This is a genomic window from Acidovorax sp. LjRoot118, from assembly GCF_964253575.1.
GTDB lineage: Bacteria > Pseudomonadota > Gammaproteobacteria > Burkholderiales > Burkholderiaceae_C > Acidovorax.
This window is the reverse complement of sequence record NZ_CAXURB020000001.1, coordinates 5,738,542-5,760,706: the sequence shown is the minus strand read 5'-3', so window position 1 is coordinate 5,760,706 and position 22,165 is coordinate 5,738,542. Positions and strand designations below refer to the sequence as shown.

The window sequence follows — 22,165 nt, the reverse complement described above, 5'->3', positions numbered from 1 at the left end:
CCCGGGCCCTGAAGCGCGCGCGACCTGCGCGTTGAAAGGCACAGAAAACATTTCCGGGCGGCCCACTGCCACAGGCAGTGGCCGCCCGACGGGGCTCAGGAGCCCGCCGCCACCGGGGCGGCCGTACCGCCGCCGCCCAGGGCCTTGTACAGCAGCACCTGGTTCTGCAGCTGGGCCAGTCGCACCTGCACCACACCCTGCTGGGTGGCGAACAGGGAGCGCTCGGCATCGAGCAGGTCCAGGTAGCTGGAGACGCCGTTGCGGTAGCGCAGGTCGGCCAGGCGCAGGCGCGCTTCCTCGGCCTCGGCCTGGCGCTGCTGGGCATCGGACTGCTCGGCCAGGGTGGACTGGCCGGCCAGCGCGTCGGACACTTCGCGGAACGCCGTCTGGATGGCCTTCTCGTACTGCGCCACGGCAATGCTGCGCGAGGCCTGCGAACTCTGCAGGTTGGCCTGGTTGCGGCCCGCGTCGAAGATCGGCAGCAGCAGCGACGGCGCGAGGGTGAAACCCCAGGAGCCGCTCTTGAACAGACCCGAGAGCTCGCCGCTGGCCGTGCCGGCCTGCGCCGTCAGCGAGATGCGAGGGAAGAACGCAGCGCGCGCAGCGCCGATATTGGCGTTGGCCGCGATCAACTGCTGTTCGGCCTGGCGGATGTCGGGGCGCTGCGTGAGCAGCTCCGACGGCAGGCCGGCAGGCAGGGCGGCCATGGCTGGCGCATTGGCCAGCGTGCTGCCCGCCAGGCTGGCCAGCACGTCGTCCGGCACCGGCTGGCCCAGCAGCAGGGCCAGCGCGTTTTCGTCCAGCGCACGCTGGCGCTGCTGTTGTGCCAGGGTGGCGCGCGCGGCCTGCGTCAGCGATTCAGCCTGGCGGAAGTCGAGTTCCGAGGCCACGCCGGCATCCAGGCGCAGGCGCGTAAGGCGCACCGATTCCTCGCGCGAAGTCAGAGTGCGGCGCGAGAGCTTGAGCAGCTCTTCGTCGGCCAGCAGCGTGAGCCAGCCGTTGGCAACGGCGGCCACCAGGCTGACCTGGGCGGCGTTGCGGCCTTCCTCGCTGGCCAGGTACTGCGCCAGCGCCTGTTCCTTGAGGCTGGCGATGCGGCCGAAGAAGTCGATCTCCCAGGCCGAAAGGGCCAGGCCCACGCTGAACGAGTTGGTCAGGTCGCCATTGGAGGCCGAGGGCCCCCGGCTGGCGTTGACACCCAGGCCCACGCTGGGGAACTGGTCGGCCCGGCGGATCTGGAACTGTGCACGCGCCTGCTCGATGTTGAGCGCGGCCACGCGCAGGTCGCGGTTGTTGGCCAGCGCTGCGCCGATCAGGGTCTGCAGGCGCGGGTCGGCGAAGTAGTCCTTCCACGGCACGGCGGCTGCGGTGGCAGCACCGGCAGGCGTGGCCGTGCCCGCCTGGTAGGTGCCGGGCACGGGCGCTGCGGGGCGCTCGTACGTGGGAATGAAAGAGCAGCCGGAGAGCAGCAGCGCCACAGCGGCGGCCACAGCCAGGGGCAGGGGGGTACGTCGATCAGTCATGGGTTCCAACTCCTGCTTCTTGTGCATGGCGCCGATTCATCTCCTGCTGGCGCGCGCTGCCCTTGAACAGGCTGCGCACCACCACGAAGAACACGGGCACGAAGAACACGGCCAGCGCCGTGCCGGTGATCATGCCGCCGAGCACGCCGGTACCGATGGCACGCTGGCTCGCCGAGCCCGCGCCCGAGGCGATGACCAGTGGCACCACGCCCAAGCCGAAGGCGAGGGAGGTCATCACGATGGGCCGAAAGCGCAAGTGGGCTGCGGCCAGTGCCGACTCGATCACGCCCTTGCCCTGGGCCTGCAGGTCCTTGGCGAACTCGATGATCAGGATGGCGTTCTTGGCGGACAAACCGATGATGGTGATCAGCCCCACCTGGAAGTACACGTCGTTCGCGTAGCCGCGCAGCAGGGTGGCCAGCAGCACGCCCAGCACGCCGAGCGGCACGACCAGGATCACGGCCAGCGGGATCGACCAGCTCTCGTACAGTGCGGCCAGGCACAGGAACACCGCCAGGATGGCGAAGCTGTACAGGATCAGCGACTGCGAGCCGGCGAGCTTTTCTTCGCGGGACTGGCCCGTCCACTCGTAGCCAAAGCCTGCGGGCAGCTGGGCTGCGAGCTTTTCCATCTCGGCCATGGCTGCGCCGGTGCTCATGCCGGGCGCGGGCGAACCCGAGATGCGCGCAGCAGGGTAGCCGTTGTAGCGCACCGTCTGCTGCGCGCCCTTGATCCAGCGGGTGCTGGCAAAGGCCGACAGCGGTACGGGCTTGCCCTGGCTGTTGGTGGCGTTGATCTTGAGCAGATCGTCGGGTTGCATGCGTGCCGGTGCATCGGCCTGCACCACCACGCGCTGCAGACGGCCCTGGTTCGGGAAGTCGTTCACGTAGGTGGAGCCCAGGGCCGTGGACAGGGCCGAGTTGATCGCGTCGAACGGCACGCCCAGTGCGTTGGCCTTGTCGCGGTCGATATCGATCTGCAGCTGCGGCGCGTCTTCCAGGCCGTCGGGGCGCACCTGGGTGATCACCTTGCTCTGCGATGCCATGCCCAGCAACTGGTTGCGGGCGTTGATCAGCGCTTCGTGCCCGGCGCCGCTGCGGTCCTGCAGGCGGAACGAGAAGCCGCTGGCATTGCCCAGCTCGGGAATGGGGGGCGGGCTCAGCGGGTAGATGAAGGCATCGCGGATGCCCATCAGCCCGCCGAAGGCGCGGCCGGCCAGGTCCTGGGCCGACTGGCCGGGGGCGTGGCGTTCCTTCCAGTCCTTCAAGGTCACGAAGGCGAGCGCCGCGTTCTGGCCCTGGCCGGAGAAGCTGAAGCCCAGCACGCCGACCATGCTCTGCACCTCGGGCTGCTTGAGGATGAATTCCTCGACCTGCTGCATCACGGCCAGCGTGCGCTCCTGCGTGGCGCCTGGCGGCAGCTGCACGTTGACGATGATGTTGCCCTGGTCTTCACCTGGCAGGAACGAAGTGGGCAGGCGCATGTAAACGACCGCCACGGCCCCGACGATGGCGGCGTAGATGATCAGGTAGCGCGCGGCCTTTTTCAGGATGCGTGATACCACGCCTTCATAGCCCTTGGCGGTGCGTGAGAAACCGCGGTTGAACCAGCCGAAGAAGCCGCTCTTTTCATGGTGGTGGCCGGCTTCCACCGGCTTGAGCAGTGTGGCGCACAGGGCTGGCGTGAGCGACAGCGCCATGAAAGCCGAGAATGCGATGGAGGTCACCATCACCGCCGAAAACTGTCGGTAAATGTTGCCGGTGGAGCCTGCAAAGAAGGCCAGCGGCACGAACACCGAGATCAGCACTACGGTCACGCCGATGATGGCGCCCGAGATCTGGCGCATGGCCTTGCGGGTGGCTTCCAGCGGCGGCAGGCCTTCCTCGCTCATGATGCGTTCGACGTTTTCCACCACCACGATGGCATCGTCCACCACGATACCGATCACCAGCACCATGCCGAACATGGTCAGCACGTTGATCGAGAAGCCCAGGGCCAGCAGCGTGGCGAACGTGCCCAGCAGGGCGATGGGCACCACGATGGTCGGGATGATGGTGTAGCGCCAGTTCTGCAGGAACAGGAACATCACCAGGAACACCAGGGCCACGGCTTCCAGCAGCGTGATGGCCACCTGGGTGATGGAGATGTCCACGAAGCGCGAGCTGTCGTAGGGAATGCTCCATTCCGTGCCTTCGGGGAAGAAGCGTGCCAGTTCGTCCATCTTCACACGCACGGCCTTGGCAGCCTCCAGCGCATTGCCGCTCGGGGTCAACTGCACACCGATACCGACGGCGGGCTTGCCGTTCAGGCGTGCCGAGGTGGAGTAGGCCTGGCCACCGAGTTCCACACGCGCCACGTCCTTCAGGCGCACGGTGGAGCCGTCGGGGTTGGCGCGCAGCACAATGGCGCCGAATTGCTCGACGCTGGACAGCTGGCCGTTGACCACCACCGTGGCGGCGATGCCTTGGCCGGCCACATTGGGCAGGTCACCGATGGTGCCGCTGGCCACCTGCGCGTTCTGTGCGCGAATGGCGGCCGTGATCTCCGCCGATGACAGGTTGAAGCTGACCATCTTGGCCGGGTCGATCCAGATGCGCATGGAGCGTTCGGTGCCGAACAGCTGGGCCTGGCCGATGCCGGTCAGGCGCTGCAACTCGGGCACGATGTTGCGCGAGGCGTAGTCGCCCAGGGCCACGGTGTCCATCTTCGGGTTGGTCGACGAGAGCATCGTGAACAACAGGAAGTTGGAGCGCGACTTGTCCACGCGCACGCCCTGCTGCGTCACGGCCGAGGGCAGCCGAGGAGAAGCGCGCGAGAGGCGGTTCTGCACGTCCACCTGCGCCAGCTCGGCATTGGTGCCGGGCTGGAAACTCAGCGTGATGCTGCCGGAGCCATCGGCCTGGGCCACGGACTCCATGTAGATCAGGCCGGGTGAGCCGTTCATCTCGCGTTCGATGACGGACAGCACGCTGTCCTCCAGCGTCTGCGCCGATGCGCCGGGGTAGGCGGCGTTGATGACGATCGATGGCGGTGCCACCGGCGGGTACTGCGCGATCGGCAACTGCGTGATCGCCACGCCGCCCATCACCATGATGAACAGCGCGATCACCCACGCGAAGATTGGGCGGTCGATAAAGAACTTGGCCATGGATGCCCCTTATGGCTTCGATGCAGCTGCTGCTGCGGCGGGTGCCGCGTCCGAGGCTGCGGCGGCGGCAGGGGCCGCTGCTGGCGCGGCGCCGGCAGCCTGCCATGGGACGGGTTTCACGGGCGTGCCCGGGGGCAGCATCTGCAGCTTCTGGAAGCCGTCGACCATGACCTTCTCGCCGGCCTTCAGACCATCGAGCACCACCCAGCGGTTGTTCTGCGCAGCGCTGATCTTCACGCTGCGCGGGCTGATCTTGCCGTCGTCGCCGACCACGCTCACCGTGTCACCCTGCTGGGTGCGCGTCACGGCCTGCTGTGGCAGGGTGATGGCATTGCTGGCCTGGGCCTGCTCGATCTGCACGCGCAGGTACAGGCCAGGCAGCAGCTCGCCCTTGGGGTTGGGCACTTCGGCGCGCAGCGTGACCTGGCCGGTGCTGGCATCGACCGACAGGTCCGAGAACAGCAGCTTGCCGGGGTGTGCGTACGCCGAGCCATCGCTGAGCAGCAGCTTCACGCTGGCCGCTTCGCCGCCCGCGCGCTTGAGCTGGCCGTTTTCCATGGCACGGCGCAGCTGGAACACATCGGTGGCCGACTGGGTGAAGTTCACGTACACCGGATCGATCTGCTGGATGATGGCCAGCGGCGTGGCTTCACCCTGGCCCACCAGCGCGCCTTCGGTCACCAGGGCACGGCCGATGCGCCCGGAGATGGGCGCCGTCACGCTGGCGTAGCCCAGGTTGATGCCCGCCGTGCGTGTGGCGGCGCGGCCGGCCTCCACATCGGCCTGGGCCTGCTTCTGGGTGGCCTCGGCGTTCACGAAATCCTGCTTGCTGATGGCGTTGGCGGCGACCAGTGGGCGGTAGCGTTCCACCGTGGCCGTGGCCTGCGCCAGATTGGCCTCGGCCTTGGCCAGGCTGGCCTTGGCACTGTCGGCGGCCGCCGCGTAGGTGGCCGGGTCGATGCGGAACAGGGGCTGGCCCGCCTTCACGTCGCTGCCTTCGCGGAACTGGCGCTGCAGCAGGATGCCGGCGGCCCGTGCGCGCACCTGGGCAACGCGCGAGGCTTCCACCCGGCCGGGCAGCTCGGTGATCAGGCCCACGTCGCCCGGTGTGGCAACCACCACGCCCACCTCCACGGGGGGCATCTTGGGGGCGCCGCCGGCTGCGGCCGGGGCATCGGCCTTGCCGCACGCGGCGAGAAAGACGGCAACGGCGCACAGGGCGGCCACTGGCAGCATCCGCTGCAGGGCAGGGACGCGCGCAATGCGGGGAGAGGGGTCACGCAGGCGAGGCATGGGAGTCCTTGTGTTGGGCATCAACGGTATGGTCACGGCAGGCACCGCCGACCAGCAATTTGCGTCGGCGACTAAGAGTTTCTACCAATAGATGGACAATTATACATACAACCATGGATGTATAATAGAGGCGGCGTCCACCCCTGGCCGCCCGCGAATTTGCACGGAATGAGAGGCTGTACCCATGGTGCGCAGAACCAAAGAGGACGCGATTGCCACCCGCAACGGCCTGATCGACGCAGCGGAAAAGGTGTTTTACGACAAGGGCGTCTCCCGCGCCTCCTTGAGCGACATTGCCCTGGCCGCCGGCACGACCCGGGGCGCCATCTATTGGCACTTCAAGGACAAGGTCGACCTCTTCAATGCCATGATGGACCGGGTGACGCTGCCGCTGGAGCAGGGCTATGGCGAGTTCGAGGCCAGCGTCTGCCCCGATCCGCTGCAGCGCCTGCGTGCCGTGATGGCCCTGGTGCTGGAGAGCGTGGCCTCGGACGAGCGCACCCGCCGGGTGTTCGAGATCGCCATGCACAAGGTGGAATATGTGGGCGAGCTGGTGGCGGTGCGCGAGCGCCACCTGGCTGCCAGTGATGGGTTCATCCGCCAACTGGCCCGTGATTTCGAGCTGGCGGCCCAGGCCCAGCACGCGGCCATGCCGGTATCGCCGATGGGCGCGGCCATGGGGCTGCACGCGCTGTTCGATGGCCTGATCCAGAACTGGATCCTCTCCAACGGGGTGTTCGATCTCGTCGGCATCGGCCGGGTCTGTACCGATGCCTTCATTTCCGGGCTGGGCCTTCGGCTCGGGGTTCCGGCGCCAGCTGCGGACAGGCCGTGAACGTTGGGTGGGCCCCGCTTGTGCTGGAGGGGGCCTGCTGCATGCGATAATCCAAAGCTACACGCATGCGGCTGTAGCTCAGTGGATAGAGTATTGGCCTCCGAAGCCAAGGGTCGTGGGTTCGATCCCCGCCAGCCGCACCACCATCTTCCGGAATGAACCTGGATGTACACGCGAGCGTGCTCCCTCCACCTGACCGCAGCGCTGCGCAGCGCGCCCATGCTTGCCTTGGTGTGGCTTCGCGTCTTCGGTGCCGGGCCTTGTCGGCCCCTGTTCGTGCCGAGTGCCGCCGGGCCAGGTGCCTGGCGCATTGCCGTGCCGCCACTTTCCATCCATTGCCTTCGTTCCTGATGCCGCCCGCAAACGCCGCGCCATAGTGCTGATGTCGATGGCTGCGGCACAACCCTGGAACAACATCTTCTCCCCCCATGTCGCATCTGCTATTCAAATGGGTCCTCCGTGAGGACCGTTACGAGTTTTCCGGCCAGGCCCAGACACCACGGGCCCTGCAGGCCGAGGTGGATGCCGAGATCGTGAAGATCTGGGCCTGGGTGCAGCGCCAGAAGCTGCGGCCAGGGCAGTTTGGCTGGGAGGCCACGCGCCGCACCGCGACCAGCAAGGACGAGGTGCTGACCGTGGCCCACGGCGCTGTCGTGGCCGATGGCAGCACGGTGCTTCATCCGCAGGAGACGCGTGTCGTGGTCACGCTGCCCGAGAAAGTGGCGGTGCAGTTCCGCTTCGAGTTCAATGTGGTGGATGACCGCAGATGAGGTAGGCATGCCACGGCGGCAGGGCGCGGCGCTCGCCGGCCTGCCCGGGCATGGGAATGTGCATGTGCATGTGCATCAGGCGGCGGGAGCCTCGGTTTCCGCCAGCACCCGGTCTCCCACCAGATGCCCATGCTGGTCATTGACGGCCTTGAAGTGGTCGATGTCCGGCAGCAGTACCGAGAAGGGATTGCGGTAGCGCTGCCAGCGCATCATCTTTTCGCTGCCGTGCTGCAGGATCGCCCGCCGCGCCAGGGTGCCAGCGCCACCCGAGGTCGCTGGCCGGCTCTGTGGCGCTGGCGGCCAGACGAGAGGGCCGTGTGGACCTCGGCGCAGGGGTGGTATTTTTTTAGTGCAGAAAGCCTCAGGCTGGCACCAGGGCATCCGTGGGTGGCATAGAATCGAAGTCTCGGACAAAAACGCCGGTGCTCTCGCAAGGAGTGCTGCGGAATGTTCGGGATGAAAAGTAGTGTTTGGAATTTTTCGGCTGGCACTTTTGCGAAGTGCAAAAATTCAGTGCTATAATTCGAAATTCTCCGGAGGGGTGCCCGAGTGGCTAAAGGGGGCAGACTGTAAATCTGTTGGCTTACGCCTACACTGGTTCGAATCCAGTCCCCTCCACCAGTAGAAGAAAATGAAAGCAGGTTGCGGCAGGTCCTTCGCGGGGCTGGGGTCGCAGGGCCAGTTGGCAGTGCGGGAGTAGTTCAATGGTAGAACCCTAGCCTTCCAAGCTAATGACGCGGGTTCGATTCCCGTCTCCCGCTCCATTGTTCGGTTTGCTGGTTGGTTGAGAAGTAGAAGTCTTTTGATGCTGCGAAAGCAGTTTCAATTGCCCATGTGGCTCAGTGGTAGAGCACTCCCTTGGTAAGGGAGAGGTCGCGGGTCCGATTCCCGCCATGGGCACCAAAATTCTGGTGCATCCGCTTCAGGTTGTGCCGAAACCTTGTTGTGTAGTTGTAGATTTTTTTCGGAGTCGGAAAAATGGCAAAAGGTAAATTCGAGCGCACGAAGCCTCACGTCAACGTGGGCACGATCGGCCACGTGGACCATGGCAAGACGACCCTGACGGCGGCCATCGCCACGGTGCTGTCTTCCAAGTTCGGCGGCGAAGCCAAGGCATACGACCAGATCGACGCAGCACCTGAAGAAAAGGCCCGCGGCATCACGATCAACACCGCACACGTGGAATACGAAACGGCCAACCGCCACTACGCCCACGTGGACTGCCCAGGCCACGCCGACTATGTGAAGAACATGATCACCGGCGCAGCCCAGATGGACGGCGCCATTCTGGTGTGCTCGGCCGCAGACGGCCCCATGCCCCAGACCCGTGAGCACATCCTGCTGGCCCGCCAGGTGGGTGTTCCTTACATCATCGTGTTCCTGAACAAGTGCGACATGGTTGACGACGAAGAGCTGCTTGAACTCGTCGAAATGGAAGTGCGCGAACTCCTGGACAAATACAACTTCCCAGGCGACGACACCCCGATCATCCGCGGTTCCGCCAAGCTCGCCCTGGAAGGCGACAAGGGTGCCCTGGGTGAAGAAGCCATCATGAAGCTGGCCGACGCACTGGACAACTACATCCCCACGCCGGAGCGCGCTGTGGACGGCGCCTTCCTGATGCCCGTGGAAGACGTGTTCTCGATCTCTGGCCGCGGCACCGTCGTGACCGGCCGTATCGAGCGCGGTATCGTCAAGGTCGGCGAAGAAATCGAAATCGTCGGCATCAAGGACACCGTCAAGACCACCTGCACCGGCGTGGAAATGTTCCGCAAGCTGCTGGACCAAGGCCAGGCAGGCGACAACGTTGGCCTGCTGCTGCGCGGCACCAAGCGTGAAGACGTGGAACGCGGCCAAGTGCTGTGCAAGCCCGGCTCGATCAAGCCACACACCCACTTCACGGCTGAAGTGTATGTGCTGAGCAAGGACGAAGGCGGCCGCCACACCCCGTTCTTCAACAACTACCGTCCCCAGTTCTACTTCCGCACGACCGACGTCACCGGCGCCATCGAGCTGCCAGCGGACAAGGAAATGGTCATGCCAGGCGACAACGTGTCGATCACTGTGAAGCTGATCAACCCCATCGCCATGGAAGAAGGCCTGCGCTTCGCCATCCGTGAAGGCGGTCGTACCGTCGGCGCCGGCGTCGTGGCAAAGATCATCGCCTAATAAGGTTATAGGGGTATAGCTCAATTGGCAGAGCGTTGGTCTCCAAAACCAAAGGTTGTAGGTTCGATTCCTACTGCCCCTGCCACTTGAATGTGGCCCCCAACAAGCCCGCCAGACCCTGGCGGGCTTCGGCGTCTTGGGCGACGCCGCGAATCGGAGCAGGAAACAATACACATGGCCACTTCCCAGGTTGAAACCGTCAATACCGGTGCTGACAAAGCCAAGCTTGCTGCTGTGGCCGCGCTGGTCATTGCATCGGTCGCTGGCTTTTACTTGCTGAGCAAGCAGGGTGCGATTGCCCAGTGGGCCGCATTGATCGTCGGACTGGTTGCTGCCGCTGCCGTGTTCCTGGTGTCCGAGCCAGGCCGGCAGTTTGTCGCGTTTGCGCGCGAAGCCTGGCGCGAAGTCAAGAAGGTCGTCTGGCCCACCCGCAAGGAGACCTTGCAGATGACGGCCTACGTGTTTGCGTTTGTCGTCATCATGGCGCTCTTCCTGTGGTTCACCGACAAGACCCTCGAATGGCTTCTGTACGACCTCGTTTTGGGCTGGAGGAAGTAACGCCATGACAAGCACCCCTGTGGACACCACCGGAGCCGAGGCTCTGGCACCCGCCGCGCCATCGAATCCCGATCTGCGCTGGTACATCGTCCATGCCTACTCGGGCATGGAAAAAGCGGTCGAGCGCAACATTGTGGAGCGCATCGGCCGTTCGGGCATGGAGACCAAGTTCGGCCGCATCCTCGTTCCCACCGAAGAAGTCGTGGAAATGAAGAACGGCCAGCGCAAGACCACCGAGCGCCGCCTGTTCCCGGGCTATGTGTTCGTTGAAATGGTCATGGACGACGATACCTGGCACTTGGTGAAGCACACCAACAAGGTCACGGGTTTTGTCGGCGGTGCCAAGAACCGTCCCGCCCCCATCTCGGAAGACGAAGTGCAGAAGATCGTCAGCCAGATGCAGGAAGGCACCGAGAAGCCCCGCCACAAGGTGGAGTTCATGGTGGGCGAGCTGGTGCGCGTCAAGGAAGGCCCGTTCACCGACTTCAATGGCTCGGTGGAAGAAGTCAATTACGAGAAGAGCCGTGTACGGGTGTCCGTCATGATCTTCGGCCGCTCCACCCCGGTGGAGCTCGAATTCGGCCAGGTTGAAAAGACCTGAGCTTCAAGGTTTGGATGCCGCACCTTTCGGCTCGGTGCGGATGAAAGTGTTGTCGAGTCGTTAACCCCGGGGAGCTCAGGCCGCAAGGCCAAGGCGTTATCACCCGCAAGGAGTAAAGCATGGCGAAAAAAATCGTCGGTTTTATCAAGCTGCAAGTTCCAGCTGGTAAGGCCAATCCATCCCCACCGATCGGCCCAGCGCTGGGTCAACGTGGTCTCAACATCATGGAGTTCTGCAAGGCATTCAATGCGCAGACCCAAGGCGTTGAGCCAGGCCTGCCATTGCCCGTGGTCATCACGGCTTTCGCAGACAAGAGCTTCACCTTCATCATCAAGACGCCGCCTGCGACGACCCTGATCAAGAAGGCCATCAAGCTCGACAAGGGTTCTGCGAACCCGCTGAAGACCAAGGTCGGCAAGATCACGCGCGAACAGCTCGAAGAGATCGCCAAGACCAAGATGAAGGACATGAACGCCGCCAACGTAGCCGCCGCTGTGCGCACGCTGGCTGGCTCTGCACGCTCGATGGGCGTGACGGTGGAGGGTTTGTAATATGGCCAAGCTGACCAAGAAGCAAAAAGCCCTGCAAGGCAAAGTCGACAGCAACAAGCTGTACGCATTCGCCGATGCAGTCGTGATCGTGAAGGAAGCCGCTACGGCCAAGTTCGACGAATCCATCGATGTGGCCGTTCAGCTTGGCATCGATGCCAAGAAGTCCGACCAGGTGGTTCGCGGCGCCGTGGTGCTGCCCAACGGTACCGGCAAGACGACCCGCGTGGCTGTGTTCGCCCAGGGCGCCAAGGCTGAAGAAGCCAAGGCTGCTGGTGCCGACATCGTCGGTATGGACGACCTGGCCGCCATGGTCAAGGCCGGCGACATGCCCTTCGACGTGGTGATCGCTGCCCCTGATGCCATGCGCGTCGTGGGTACGCTGGGCCAGATCCTGGGCCCACGTGGCCTGATGCCCAACCCCAAGGTGGGCACCGTGACGCCTGACGTCGCTACGGCTGTGAAGAACGCCAAGGCAGGTCAAGTGCAGTTCCGCGTCGACAAGGCCGGTATCGTGCACAGCACGATCGGCCGCCGCTCGTTCGACAACGACAAGCTGCAAGGCAACCTGGCTGCACTGATCGAAGCCCTGACCAAGGCCAAGCCTGCAACCAGCAAGGGTGTGTACCTGCGCAAGGTGGCAGTGTCTTCCACGATGGGCCTGGGTGTCCGCGTGGATACGCAGACCATCGCAGCGTAATTGCAAGAAATCTTCGGACCCGCCTTCACGGGCAGGCCCGATGTGGTGGGCTGGGGCTGCTTCGGTAGCCACAGGCCATCCAAGACCGTTGGTGCGCGATCCCGTCGCGCTTAAAGACACAGAGACGCCAACGCAGATGGCGATCCCGCTGCAGATGGAAAATTTTCCTGAACAGTTGGTCGCTGCAACAAGAGCGTGCACGAGGCAACCGCCGAGTGCGCATTTTAAGGAGTAGACCTTGAGTCTTAATCGCAGTGAGAAAGAAGCGGTCATCAGTGAAGTGACCAGCCTCGCCGCTAAAGCTCAAACGCTTGTGATCGCGGAATACCGTGGCATCACGGTCGCCGACATGACCAAACTGCGTGTTGATGCTCGCAGCAAGGGCGTGACCTTGAGTGTTCTGAAGAACACCCTGGCCCGCCGTGCTGTAGCAGGCAGCGCATTTGACGTGGTGGCTGACCAGATGACCGGCCCGCTGATCTACGGCTTCTCCGAAGACGCTGTGGCCGCCGCCAAGGTGGTGGCCGATTTCGCGAAGACCAACGACAAGCTGGTGATTCGCGGTGGCGCTTTCGGTGGCAAAGCCCTGGATGTCAACGGCGTTAAGCAACTGGCCAACATTCCTTCCAAGGAAGTCCTGTTGGCTCAGATTTGTGGCTTGCTTATGTCCCCCATGTCGCGTACGGCCGTTGTGCTGGGCGCGCTGGCGGCCAAAAAAGGCGAAGGCGCTGCCGCACCGGCCGCCGAACCTGTCGCGGCCTGATGGCCCGATGGATAACCAACAAAATTGTTAGGAAATAAAAATGGCATTCGATAAAGACGCATTTTTGACCGCTCTGGACAGCATGACGGTTCTGGAACTCAATGACCTGGTGAAGGCCATTGAAGAGAAGTTTGGCGTGAGCGCAGCTGCCATGGCAGCTCCTGCTGCCGGCGGCGGCGGCGGCGGTGCTGCAGCAGCTGAAGAGCAAACGGAATTCAACGTGGTCCTGCTCGAAGCCGGCGCCAACAAGGTTTCCGTGATCAAGGCTGTGCGCGAAATCACCGGCCTGGGCCTCAAGGAAGCCAAGGACCTGGTGGACGGCGCTCCAAAGAACGTCAAGGAAGCTATTGCCAAGGCCGACGCCGAAGCAGCAGTCAAGAAGCTGGTGGAAGCCGGTGCCAAGGCTGAACTGAAGTAATTCAGTCCCCTTCAAGGGCTGGAGTGCTCCTCGCGGGCCTCCAGCCTTTGGTGCTTTCAGAGCGCACCCGAAAGCCGCACCAAAAACGCGGTTTTCGAGTGTCTTCTGACAACCCCGACAGCAGAAGATACCTTGGTTCGGGTGATGTGCAACGCATCGCCGTCCGCCATGGTTGGTAGTGGCCAACCGCCAAGCCCGCAAGGAGGAGAGCCTTTGCGGGTCAGTCGTCGAAGACCCAGGACTCATGTCTTTGCCCGGAGATCTCATGGCCTATTCCTATACCGAACGCAAGCGAATCCGCAAAAGTTTCGGCAGCCGCGACAGCGTGCTGGAAGTTCCTTATCTGCTGCAGATGCAGAAGGACGCATACACCGCCTTCCTGCAGGCTGATAAAGCACCGCAAAAACGCACCATTGAAGGTCTGCAGGCTGCCTTTGACGCTGCCTTCCCCATCGTCTCGCACAACGGTTTTGTGGAGATGAAGTTCATCGAGTACAACCTTGCCAAGCCGGCTTTCGACGTGCGCGAGTGCCAGACCCGTGGTCTGACCTTCGCCTCGGCCGTGCGCGCCAAGGTGCAGCTCATCATCTATGACCGCGAGTCCTCGACGTCGCAGTCCAAGGTGGTCAAGGAAGTCAAGGAACAAGAGGTCTACATGGGCGAAGTGCCCCTGATGACCGAAAAGGGCTCCTTCATCATCAACGGCACGGAACGCGTGATCGTCTCGCAGCTGCACCGCTCGCCTGGCGTGTTCTTCGAACACGACAAGGGCAAGACGCACAGCTCGGGCAAGCTGCTGTTCTCCGCGCGCATCATCCCCTACCGCGGCTCCTGGCTGGATTTCGAATTCGACCCGAAGGACATCCTGTACTTCCGCGTGGACCGTCGCCGCAAGATGCCGGTCACGATCCTGCTCAAGGCCATCGGCCTGAACCCCGAGTCCATCCTCGCGAACTTCTTCGTGAACGACAACTTCCGCATCATGGACAGCGGTGCGCAGATGGAATTCGTGTCCGAGCGCCTGCGCGGCGAAGTGGCGCGTTTCGACATCACCGACAAGTCGGGCAAGGTCGTGGTCGCCAAGGACAAGCGCGTCACCGCACGCCACACCCGTGAACTGGAACAGTCCGGCACCACGCACATCAGCGTGCCCGAAGACTTCCTGATCGGCCGTGTGGTGGCCCGCAACATCGTCGATACGGACACCGGTGAAATCATCGCCAAGGCCAACGACGAGCTGACCGAAGCGCTGCTCAAGAAGCTGCGCGTGGCCGGCATCCAGGACGTGCAGTGCATCTACACCAATGAACTCGACCAGGGTGCGTACATGTCGCAGACCCTGCGCATCGACGAAACGGTGGACGAGTTCGCTGCCCGCGTGGCCATCTACCGCATGATGCGCCCCGGCGAGCCGCCAACCGAAGACGCCGTGCAGGCCCTGTTCCAGCGCCTGTTCTACAACCCGGACACGTACGACCTGTCGCGCGTGGGCCGCATGAAGTTCAACGCCAAGATCGGCCGCGACGAATCCACCGGCCCCATGGTGCTGTCCAACGAGGACATCCTGGCCGTGGTCAAGATCCTGGTGGACCTGCGCAACGGCAATGGCGAAGTCGATGACATCGATCACCTGGGCAACCGCCGCGTGCGCTGCGTGGGCGAACTGGCCGAAAACCAGTACCGCACCGGCCTGGCACGTATCGAGAAGGCTGTGAAGGAGCGTCTGGGCCAGGCCGAGCAAGAGCCGCTGATGCCCCACGACCTGATCAACAGCAAGCCGATCTCGGCCGCGCTGAAGGAATTCTTCGGTGCCTCGCAGCTGTCGCAGTTCATGGACCAGACCAACCCGCTCGCCGAAATCACGCACAAGCGCCGTGTTTCCGCACTGGGCCCGGGTGGTCTGACCCGCGAACGCGCAGGCTTCGAAGTGCGCGACGTGCACGTGACCCATTACGGCCGAGTCTGCCCTATCGAAACGCCTGAAGGCCCGAACATCGGGCTGATCAATTCGCTGGCCCTGTACGCCCGCCTGAACGAGTACGGTTTCATCGAAACCCCGTACCGCCGCGTGGTGGACGCCAAGGTCACGAACGAGATCGACTACCTGTCGGCCATCGAAGAAGGCAAGTACGTGATCGCGCAGGCCAACGCCCTGCTCGACAAGGACGGCCGCCTGACGGGCGACCTGGTGTCTGCCCGTGAAAAGGGTGAATCCATCCTGTGCGGCGCAGACCGCGTGCAGTACATGGACGTGTCGCCCGCACAGATCGTGTCGGTGGCTGCATCGCTGGTTCCGTTCCTGGAGCACGATGATGCGAACCGCGCGCTGATGGGCGCCAACATGTCGCGCCAGGCCGTGCCCGTGCTGCGCCCCGAGAAGCCCCTGGTGGGCACGGGTATCGAGCGTGTGGCCGCTGTCGACTCCGGCACCGTGGTCACAGCCACCCGTGGCGGTATCGTGGACTACGTGGATGCCACGCGCATCGTGGTGCGCGTGAACGACGTGGAAGCCGTTGCCGGTGAAGTGGGTGTGGACATCTACAACCTCATCAAGTACCAGCGTTCCAACCAGAACACCAACATCCACCAGCGCCCCATCGTCAAGAAGGGCGACATGCTGGTCAAGGGTGACGTGATTGCCGACGGCGCATCGACGGACTTCGGCGAAATCGCCATCGGCCAGAACATGCTGATCGCCTTCATGCCATGGAACGGCTACAACTTCGAAGATTCGATCCTGATCTCCGAACGCGTGGTTTCCGAAGACCGCTACACCTCGATCCACATCGAGGAACTGGTGGTCATGGCCCGCGACACGAAGCTCGGTGCGGAAGAAATCACGCGCGACATTCCGAACCTGTCGGAACAGCAACTGAACCGCCTGGACGAGTCCGGCATCATCTACGTGGGCGCCGAAGTGCAACCCGGCGATACGCTGGTGGGCAAGGTCACGCCCAAGGGCGAGACCACCCTCACGCCCGAAGAGAAGCTCTTGCGCGCCATCTTCGGCGAGAAGGCTTCCGACGTGAAGGACACCTCGCTGCGCGTGGACCAGGGCTCGCAAGGCACCGTGATCGACGTGCAGGTGTTCACCCGCGAAGGCATCCAGCGCGACAAGCGCGCCCAGCAGATCATCGACGATGAACTCAAGCGCTTCCGCCTGGACCTCAACGACCAGCTGCGCATCGTCGAGGCCGACGCCTTCGACCGTATCGAGAAGCTGCTCAATGGCCGCGTGGCCAATGGCGGCCCGCAGAAGCTGGCCAAGGGCACGAAGATCGACAAGGCCTACCTGGCTTCGGTCGAGAAGTTCCACTGGTTCGACATCCGCCCTGCGGAAGACGAAGTCGCCACCCAGCTCGAAAGCATCAAGAACGCCCTGGAGCAGACGCGCCACAGCTTCGACCTGTCTTTCGAGGAAAAGCGCAAGAAGCTCACGCAAGGCGACGAGCTGCCCGCTGGCGTGCTCAAGATGGTCAAGGTCTACCTGGCCGTCAAGCGCCGCCTGCAGCCTGGTGACAAGATGGCCGGCCGCCACGGCAACAAGGGTGTGGTGTCCAAGATCGTTCCGGTCGAAGACATGCCCTACATGGCCGACGGCACCCCTGCCGACATCGTGCTGAACCCGCTGGGCGTGCCTTCGCGGATGAACATCGGGCAGGTGCTCGAAGTCCATCTGGGCTGGGCCGGCAAGGGCATTGGGCAGCGCATCGGCGACATGCTGCAGCAGGAAGCCAAGGCCTCCGAGATGCGTACCTTCCTCGAAGAGGTGTACAACTCCCGCGGCCGCAAGGAAGACCTGTCGCAGCTGACCGACGAAGACGTGCTGGCCATGGCCGGGCATCTGACCGCTGGCGTGCCTTACGCGACCCCGGTGTTCGATGGTGCTTCGGAAGAAGAAATCATGGACATGCTCAAGCTGGCCTACCCCGACGACATCGCCGAGCGCAAGGGCCTGACGCCCACGCGCACGCAGGCTTACCTGCACGATGGCCGCACGGGTGACCGCTTCGAGCGTCCCACCACCATCGGCTACATGCACTACCTGAAGCTGCACCACTTGGTGGACGACAAGATGCATGCCCGTTCCACGGGCCCGTACTCCCTGGTCACGCAGCAGCCGCTGGGCGGCAAGGCCCAGTTCGGTGGCCAGCGTTTCGGGGAAATGGAAGTGTGGGCGCTGGAAGCCTACGGTGCAGCCTACGTCCTGCAGGAAATGCTCACCGTCAAGTCCGACGACGTGGTCGGTCGTACCAAGGTGTACGAGTCCATCGTCAAGGGCGAACACGCGATCGAAGCCGGCATGCCGGAATCGTTCAATGTGCTGGTCAAGGAAATCCGCTCGCTGGGCCTTGATATCGAGCTGGAACGCTCCTAAGCGGAAAAGGAAAGAGTCACTATGAAATCGCTACTCGACCTGTTCAAGCAATTCACGCCGGATGAGCACTTCGATGCCATCCGCATCGGCATGGCTTCGCCCGAGAAGATCCGTTCGTGGTCTTTCGGTGAGGTGAAGAAGCCCGAGACCATCAACTACCGCACGTTCAAGCCCGAGCGCGACGGCCTGTTCTGCGCCAAGATCTTCGGTCCCATCAAGGACTACGAATGCCTGTGCGGCAAGTACAAGCGCCTCAAGCACCGTGGCGTGATCTGCGAGAAGTGCGGCGTTGAAGTCACGCAGACCAAGGTGCGCCGCGAGCGCATGGGCCACATCGACCTGGCCGCGCCCTGCGCGCACATCTGGTTCCTGAAGTCGCTGCCATCGCGCCTGGGCCTGGTGCTCGACATGACGCTGCGCGACATCGAACGCGTGCTGTACTTCGAAGCCTACGTGGTGACCGACCCCGGCATGACCCCGCTGAAGAAGTTCAGCATCATGTCCGAGGACGACTACGATGCCAAGCGCAAGGAATACGGCGACGAATTCATCGCCAAGATGGGCGCCGAAGGCATCAAGGACCTGCTGGAATCCATCGACATCGACCTGTCGATCGAACGCCTGCGCGGCGACCTGACCGGCTCGGAAGTCAAGGTCAAGAAGAACGCCAAGCGCCTGAAGGTGCTCGAAGCGTTCAAGAAGTCGGGCATCAAGCCCGAGTGGATGGTGCTTGAAGTGCTGCCCGTGCTGCCACCGGACCTGCGTCCGCTGGTGCCGCTGGACGGCGGCCGCTTCGCCACGTCCGACCTGAACGACCTGTACCGCCGCGTCATCAACCGCAACAGCCGCTTGCGCCGCCTGCTGGAGCTGAAGGCCCCTGAAATCATCGCCCGCAACGAAAAGCGGATGCTGCAGGAAGCCGTGGACTCGCTGCTGGACAACGGCCGCCGTGGCAAGGCCATGACAGGCGCCAACAAGCGTGCCCTGAAGTCGCTGGCCGACATGATCAAGGGCAAGTCCGGCCGTTTCCGCCAGAACTTGCTGGGCAAGCGCGTGGACTACTCCGGTCGTTCCGTGATCACCGTGGGCCCAACGCTCAAGCTGCACCAGTGCGGCCTGCCCAAGCTGATGGCCCTGGAGCTGTTCAAGCCTTTCATCTTCTCGCGCCTGGAAGCCATGGGCATCGCGACGACGATCAAGGCCGCCAAGAAGGAAGTCGAATCCGGCACGCCGGTGGTGTGGGACATCCTGGAAGAGGTCATCAAGGAACATCCGGTGATGCTCAACCGTGCGCCTACGCTGCACCGCCTGGGCATCCAGGCGTTCGAGCCCATCCTGATCGAAGGCAAGGCCATCCAGCTGCACCCCCTCGTCTGCGCGGCCTTCAACGCCGACTTCGACGGTGACCAGATGGCCGTCCACGTCCCGCTGTCGGTGGAAGCGCAGATGGAAGCCCGCACGCTGATGCTGGCCTCCAACAACGTGCTGTTCCCCGCTTCGGGCGAGCCTTCCATCGTTCCTTCGCAGGACGTGGTGCTGGGCCTGTACTACGCCACCCGTGACCGCATCAACGCCAAGGGCGAAGGCCTGATCTTCGCCGACACCGGTGAAGTGCAGCGCGCGTTCGACGCGGGCGAGGTCGAGCTGGCCACGCGCATCAACGTGCGCCTGACCGAGTGGACCAAGAACAAGGACACCGGCGAGTTCGTGCCCGAGGTCAAGATGGTGGAAACCACCACCGGCCGTGCCCTGCTGTCCGAGATCCTGCCCAAGGGCCTGCCGTTCTCGAACATCAACAAGGCCCTGAAGAAGAAGGAAATCTCCAAGCTCATCAACGTCTCCTTCCGCAAGTGCGGTCTCAAGGAAACGGTGGTGTTTGCCGACAAGCTGCTGCAAAACGGTTTCCGCCTGGCCACGCGCGCCGGCATTTCCATCTGCATCGACGACATGCTGGTGCCGCCCCAAAAGGCCGGCATCATCGAGCGCTCGGAGAAGGAAGTCAAAGAGATCGAACAGCAGTACGTCTCGGGTCTGGTGACCTCTGGCGAGCGCTACAACAAGGTGGTGGACATCTGGGGCAAGGCTGGCGACGAAGTGTCCAAGGTGATGATGGCCCAGCTGTCCAAGCAGAAGGTCATCGACCGCCACGGCAAGGAAGTGGACCAGGAGTCCTTCAACTCCATCTACATGATGGCCGACTCCGGCGCCCGCGGCTCTGCCGCCCAGATCCGCCAGGTGGCCGGCATGCGGGGCCTGATGGCCAAGCCTGACGGCTCGATCATCGAGACGCCCATCACCGCGAACTTCCGCGAAGGCCTGAACGTGCTGGAGTACTTCATCTCCACCCACGGTGCCCGTAAGGGTCTGGCCGACACGGCGCTGAAGACGGCCAACTCCGGCTACCTGACGCGCCGCCTGGTGGACGTGACGCAGGATCTGGTCGTGACCGAAGAGGATTGCGGCACTTCCAATGGTTCGCTGATGCGCGCCATCGTCGAAGGCGGTGAAGTGATCGAATCGCTGCGCGACCGTATCCTGGGCCGTACCGCTGCCGAAGACGTGCTGCACCCCGAGAACCGTTCGGTGCTGGTGCCCGCCGGCGTGATGCTGGAAGAAGACCTCATCGAGGAAATGGAAGCTGCTGGCGTGGACGAGGTGAAGGTGCGCACGGCACTGACCTGCGAAACCCGCTACGGCCTGTGCGCCCGATGCTACGGCCGAGATCTGGGCCGCGGCGGCCTGATCAACCTCGGCGAAGCCGTGGGTGTGATCGCTGCCCAGTCTATCGGTGAACCCGGCACGCAGCTGACCATGCGCACGTTCCACATCGGTGGTGCCGCATCGCGCGCTGCCATCGCTTCGAGCGTGGAAGCCAAGTCCAACGGCGTGATCGGCTTCAACGCCACGATGCGCTACGTGAGCAACACCAAGGGCGAGCTGGTGGTGATTGCACGTTCGGGTGAGATCATCATCCATGACGAGCATGGCCGCGAGCGCGAGCGCCACAAGGTGCCGTACGGCGCCCTGCTGACGGTGAAGGCCGACCAGACCATCAAGGCCGGCACCATCCTGGCCAACTGGGACCCGCTGACCCGCCCGATCATTACCGAGTTCGCCGGCCAGGTGAAGTTCGAGAACGTCGAAGAAGGCCTGACGGTTGCCAAGCAGCTCGACGAAGTGACCGGTCTGTCCACCCTGGTGGTGATCGATCCCAAGCGCCGTGGCGCCGCCAAGGTCGTGCGTCCGCAGGTCAAGCTGATCGATGCGCAGAACAACGAAGTGAAGATCCCTGGCACCGACCACTCGGTGACCATCGGCTTCCAGATCGGTTCGCTCATCCAGGTGCGTGACGGCCAGGACGTGGGCCCCGGCGAAGTGCTGGCGCGTATTCCGGTCGAAGGCCAGAAGACCCGCGACATCACCGGCGGTCTGCCCCGTGTGGCCGAGCTGTTCGAAGCCCGTACCCCGAAGGACAAGGGCACGCTGGCCGAGATGACCGGCACCGTGTCGTTCGGCAAGGAAACCAAGGGCAAGGTCCGCCTGCAGATCACCGATCCCGAAGGCCACGTGTTCGAAGAGCTCGTGCCCAAGGAAAAGAACATCCTGGTGCACGAAGGCCAGGTGGTGAACAAGGGCGAGTCCATCGTCGACGGCCCGGCCGACCCGCAGGACATCCTGCGCCTGCTGGGCATCGAAGAGCTGTCGCGCTACATCGTCGATGAAGTGCAGGACGTGTACCGCTTGCAGGGTGTGAAGATCAACGACAAGCACATCGAGGTGATCGTTCGCCAGATGCTGCGCCGCGTCGTGGTCGAGAACACTGGCGAGTCGAACTACATCGGTGGCGAACAGGTCGAGCGTTCCGAGATCCTGAACACCAACGATGCACTGCAGTCCGAAGGCAAGATCCCTGCGACCTACAGCAACCTGCTGCTGGGTATCACCAAGGCATCGCTGTCCACCGACTCGTTCATCTCGGCGGCTTCCTTCCAGGAAACCACCCGCGTGCTCACCGAGGCTGCCATCATGGGCAAGCGCGACGAGCTGCGTGGCCTGAAGGAAAACGTGATCGTGGGTCGCCTGATCCCTGCCGGCACCGGCATGGCCTACCACCAGGCACGCAAGGCCAAGGACGCCATGGACGACGCCGAGCGCCGCGCCATCGCCGAAGCCGAAGCCGCTGAAATGGCTGCGTCCTCGTCGTCGGACGATGCCACGGAAGTCGAAGGCAGCAGCACCACCACTGCCACGGACGCTTCCGCAGACTAAAAGCCAGGCGGCACCGGACAAGGACCCAGCGATGCAATGCGCGGCGCACGGGGTTCTGGTTCGGCGCAACCCCGGGCCTTGATGCGCTCCCGCCCTGTCTCTGGACAGGTCGGGAGCGTTTTTACTGGAGCGATCAAGCGCTCCGATTTTTCCCTGTTCCCTCTTTCTCGGCCGCGGGCTGCGCTTGCAGCG

Annotated in this window: 15 protein-coding genes and 5 tRNA genes; 16 read left to right on the top strand and 4 right to left on the bottom strand. The window is 63.5% G+C overall.

Annotated features, from left to right (window positions below):
- Positions 1–95 precede the first annotated feature (95 nt).
- The 3 genes from ACSQ9E_RS27015 to ACSQ9E_RS27005 are packed head-to-tail and all read right to left on the bottom strand — an operon-like array spanning position 96 to position 5,985.
- Positions 96–1,523, bottom strand: coding sequence for an efflux transporter outer membrane subunit (locus tag ACSQ9E_RS27015; RefSeq protein WP_436219653.1), 1,428 nt, complete (start codon positions 1,521–1,523; stop codon positions 96–98).
- Positions 1,516–4,671 (bottom strand): efflux RND transporter permease subunit, encoded by a 3,156-nt coding sequence (locus ACSQ9E_RS27010; protein ID WP_436219652.1) that lies wholly within the window; start codon positions 4,669–4,671, stop codon positions 1,516–1,518. The genes ACSQ9E_RS27015 and ACSQ9E_RS27010 overlap by 8 nt, the downstream gene beginning before the upstream one ends.
- A gap of 9 nt (positions 4,672–4,680) precedes the next feature.
- On the bottom strand, positions 4,681–5,985 hold the full coding sequence (locus ACSQ9E_RS27005; RefSeq protein ID WP_057265575.1) for an efflux RND transporter periplasmic adaptor subunit: 1,305 nt from the start codon (positions 5,983–5,985) through the stop codon (positions 4,681–4,683).
- 163 nt (positions 5,986–6,148) lie between these two features.
- On the opposite strand from ACSQ9E_RS27005, the gene ACSQ9E_RS27000 reads away from it, so the two are divergent.
- The 3 genes from ACSQ9E_RS27000 to ACSQ9E_RS26990 all read left to right on the top strand — a co-directional run bounded on the left by ACSQ9E_RS27000 (position 6,149) and on the right by ACSQ9E_RS26990 (position 7,569).
- The gene (locus tag ACSQ9E_RS27000) at positions 6,149–6,799 is read left to right on the top strand and encodes a TetR family transcriptional regulator (protein WP_057265541.1); all 651 of its coding nucleotides are present in this window, start codon (positions 6,149–6,151) and stop codon (positions 6,797–6,799) included.
- Positions 6,800–6,866: 67 nt separating this feature from the next.
- Positions 6,867–6,942: transfer RNA gene (locus tag ACSQ9E_RS26995), tRNA-Arg, on the top strand.
- A gap of 285 nt (positions 6,943–7,227) precedes the next feature.
- Entirely contained in the window at positions 7,228–7,569 is a 342-nt protein-coding gene (locus ACSQ9E_RS26990; protein WP_057203543.1) for a hypothetical protein, read from the top strand.
- A 75-nt stretch (positions 7,570–7,644) separates the two neighbouring features.
- Here ACSQ9E_RS26990 and ACSQ9E_RS26985 read toward each other — a convergent pair whose 3' ends face one another.
- A complete protein-coding gene (locus tag ACSQ9E_RS26985; protein WP_436219651.1) occupies positions 7,645–7,950 on the bottom strand; it encodes a diguanylate cyclase in 306 nt (101 codons plus the stop codon).
- Positions 7,951–8,104: 154 nt separating this feature from the next.
- On the opposite strand from ACSQ9E_RS26985, the gene ACSQ9E_RS26980 reads away from it, so the two are divergent.
- The 13 genes from ACSQ9E_RS26980 (at position 8,105) to rpoC (ending at position 21,973) form a co-directional block, all read left to right on the top strand.
- Positions 8,105–8,190: transfer RNA gene (locus ACSQ9E_RS26980), tRNA-Tyr, on the top strand.
- Positions 8,191–8,259: 69 nt separating this feature from the next.
- Positions 8,260–8,333, top strand: a tRNA-Gly gene (locus ACSQ9E_RS26975).
- Between the two features lie 64 nt (positions 8,334–8,397).
- Positions 8,398–8,472: transfer RNA gene (locus ACSQ9E_RS26970), tRNA-Thr, on the top strand.
- A 75-nt stretch (positions 8,473–8,547) separates the two neighbouring features.
- On the top strand, positions 8,548–9,738 hold the full coding sequence (tuf, locus tag ACSQ9E_RS26965; protein ID WP_179682390.1) for an elongation factor Tu: 1,191 nt from the start codon (positions 8,548–8,550) through the stop codon (positions 9,736–9,738).
- Positions 9,739–9,747: 9 nt separating this feature from the next.
- Positions 9,748–9,823: transfer RNA gene (locus tag ACSQ9E_RS26960), tRNA-Trp, on the top strand.
- An 89-nt stretch (positions 9,824–9,912) separates the two neighbouring features.
- The gene (secE, locus tag ACSQ9E_RS26955) at positions 9,913–10,296 is read left to right on the top strand and encodes a preprotein translocase subunit SecE (protein ID WP_057199789.1); all 384 of its coding nucleotides are present in this window, start codon (positions 9,913–9,915) and stop codon (positions 10,294–10,296) included.
- 4 nt (positions 10,297–10,300) lie between these two features.
- Complete coding sequence (gene nusG / locus ACSQ9E_RS26950) at positions 10,301–10,897, top strand: transcription termination/antitermination protein NusG (RefSeq protein WP_179682389.1); 597 nt, start codon at positions 10,301–10,303, stop codon at positions 10,895–10,897.
- Between the two features lie 119 nt (positions 10,898–11,016).
- Complete coding sequence (rplK, locus tag ACSQ9E_RS26945; protein ID WP_057199791.1) at positions 11,017–11,448, top strand: 50S ribosomal protein L11; 432 nt, start codon at positions 11,017–11,019, stop codon at positions 11,446–11,448.
- A 1-nt stretch (position 11,449) separates the two neighbouring features.
- Positions 11,450–12,145 carry a 50S ribosomal protein L1 gene (rplA, locus tag ACSQ9E_RS26940; protein ID WP_057199792.1) on the top strand — a complete coding sequence of 232 codons (696 nt, stop codon included), beginning with the start codon at positions 11,450–11,452 and terminating at the stop codon, positions 12,143–12,145.
- Positions 12,146–12,383: 238 nt separating this feature from the next.
- Positions 12,384–12,908 (top strand): 50S ribosomal protein L10, encoded by a 525-nt coding sequence (gene rplJ, locus ACSQ9E_RS26935; RefSeq protein WP_007850048.1) that lies wholly within the window; start codon positions 12,384–12,386, stop codon positions 12,906–12,908.
- A gap of 40 nt (positions 12,909–12,948) precedes the next feature.
- Positions 12,949–13,326 carry a 50S ribosomal protein L7/L12 gene (gene rplL, locus ACSQ9E_RS26930; protein ID WP_057199794.1) on the top strand — a complete coding sequence of 126 codons (378 nt, stop codon included), beginning with the start codon at positions 12,949–12,951 and terminating at the stop codon, positions 13,324–13,326.
- Between the two features lie 265 nt (positions 13,327–13,591).
- Positions 13,592–17,704: a DNA-directed RNA polymerase subunit beta gene (gene rpoB / locus ACSQ9E_RS26925; protein WP_057199795.1), complete on the top strand. Its 4,113-nt coding sequence runs from the start codon at positions 13,592–13,594 to the stop codon at positions 17,702–17,704.
- A gap of 21 nt (positions 17,705–17,725) precedes the next feature.
- Positions 17,726–21,973: a DNA-directed RNA polymerase subunit beta' gene (rpoC, locus tag ACSQ9E_RS26920; RefSeq protein WP_057199796.1), complete on the top strand. Its 4,248-nt coding sequence runs from the start codon at positions 17,726–17,728 to the stop codon at positions 21,971–21,973.
- Positions 21,974–22,165 lie beyond the last annotated feature (192 nt).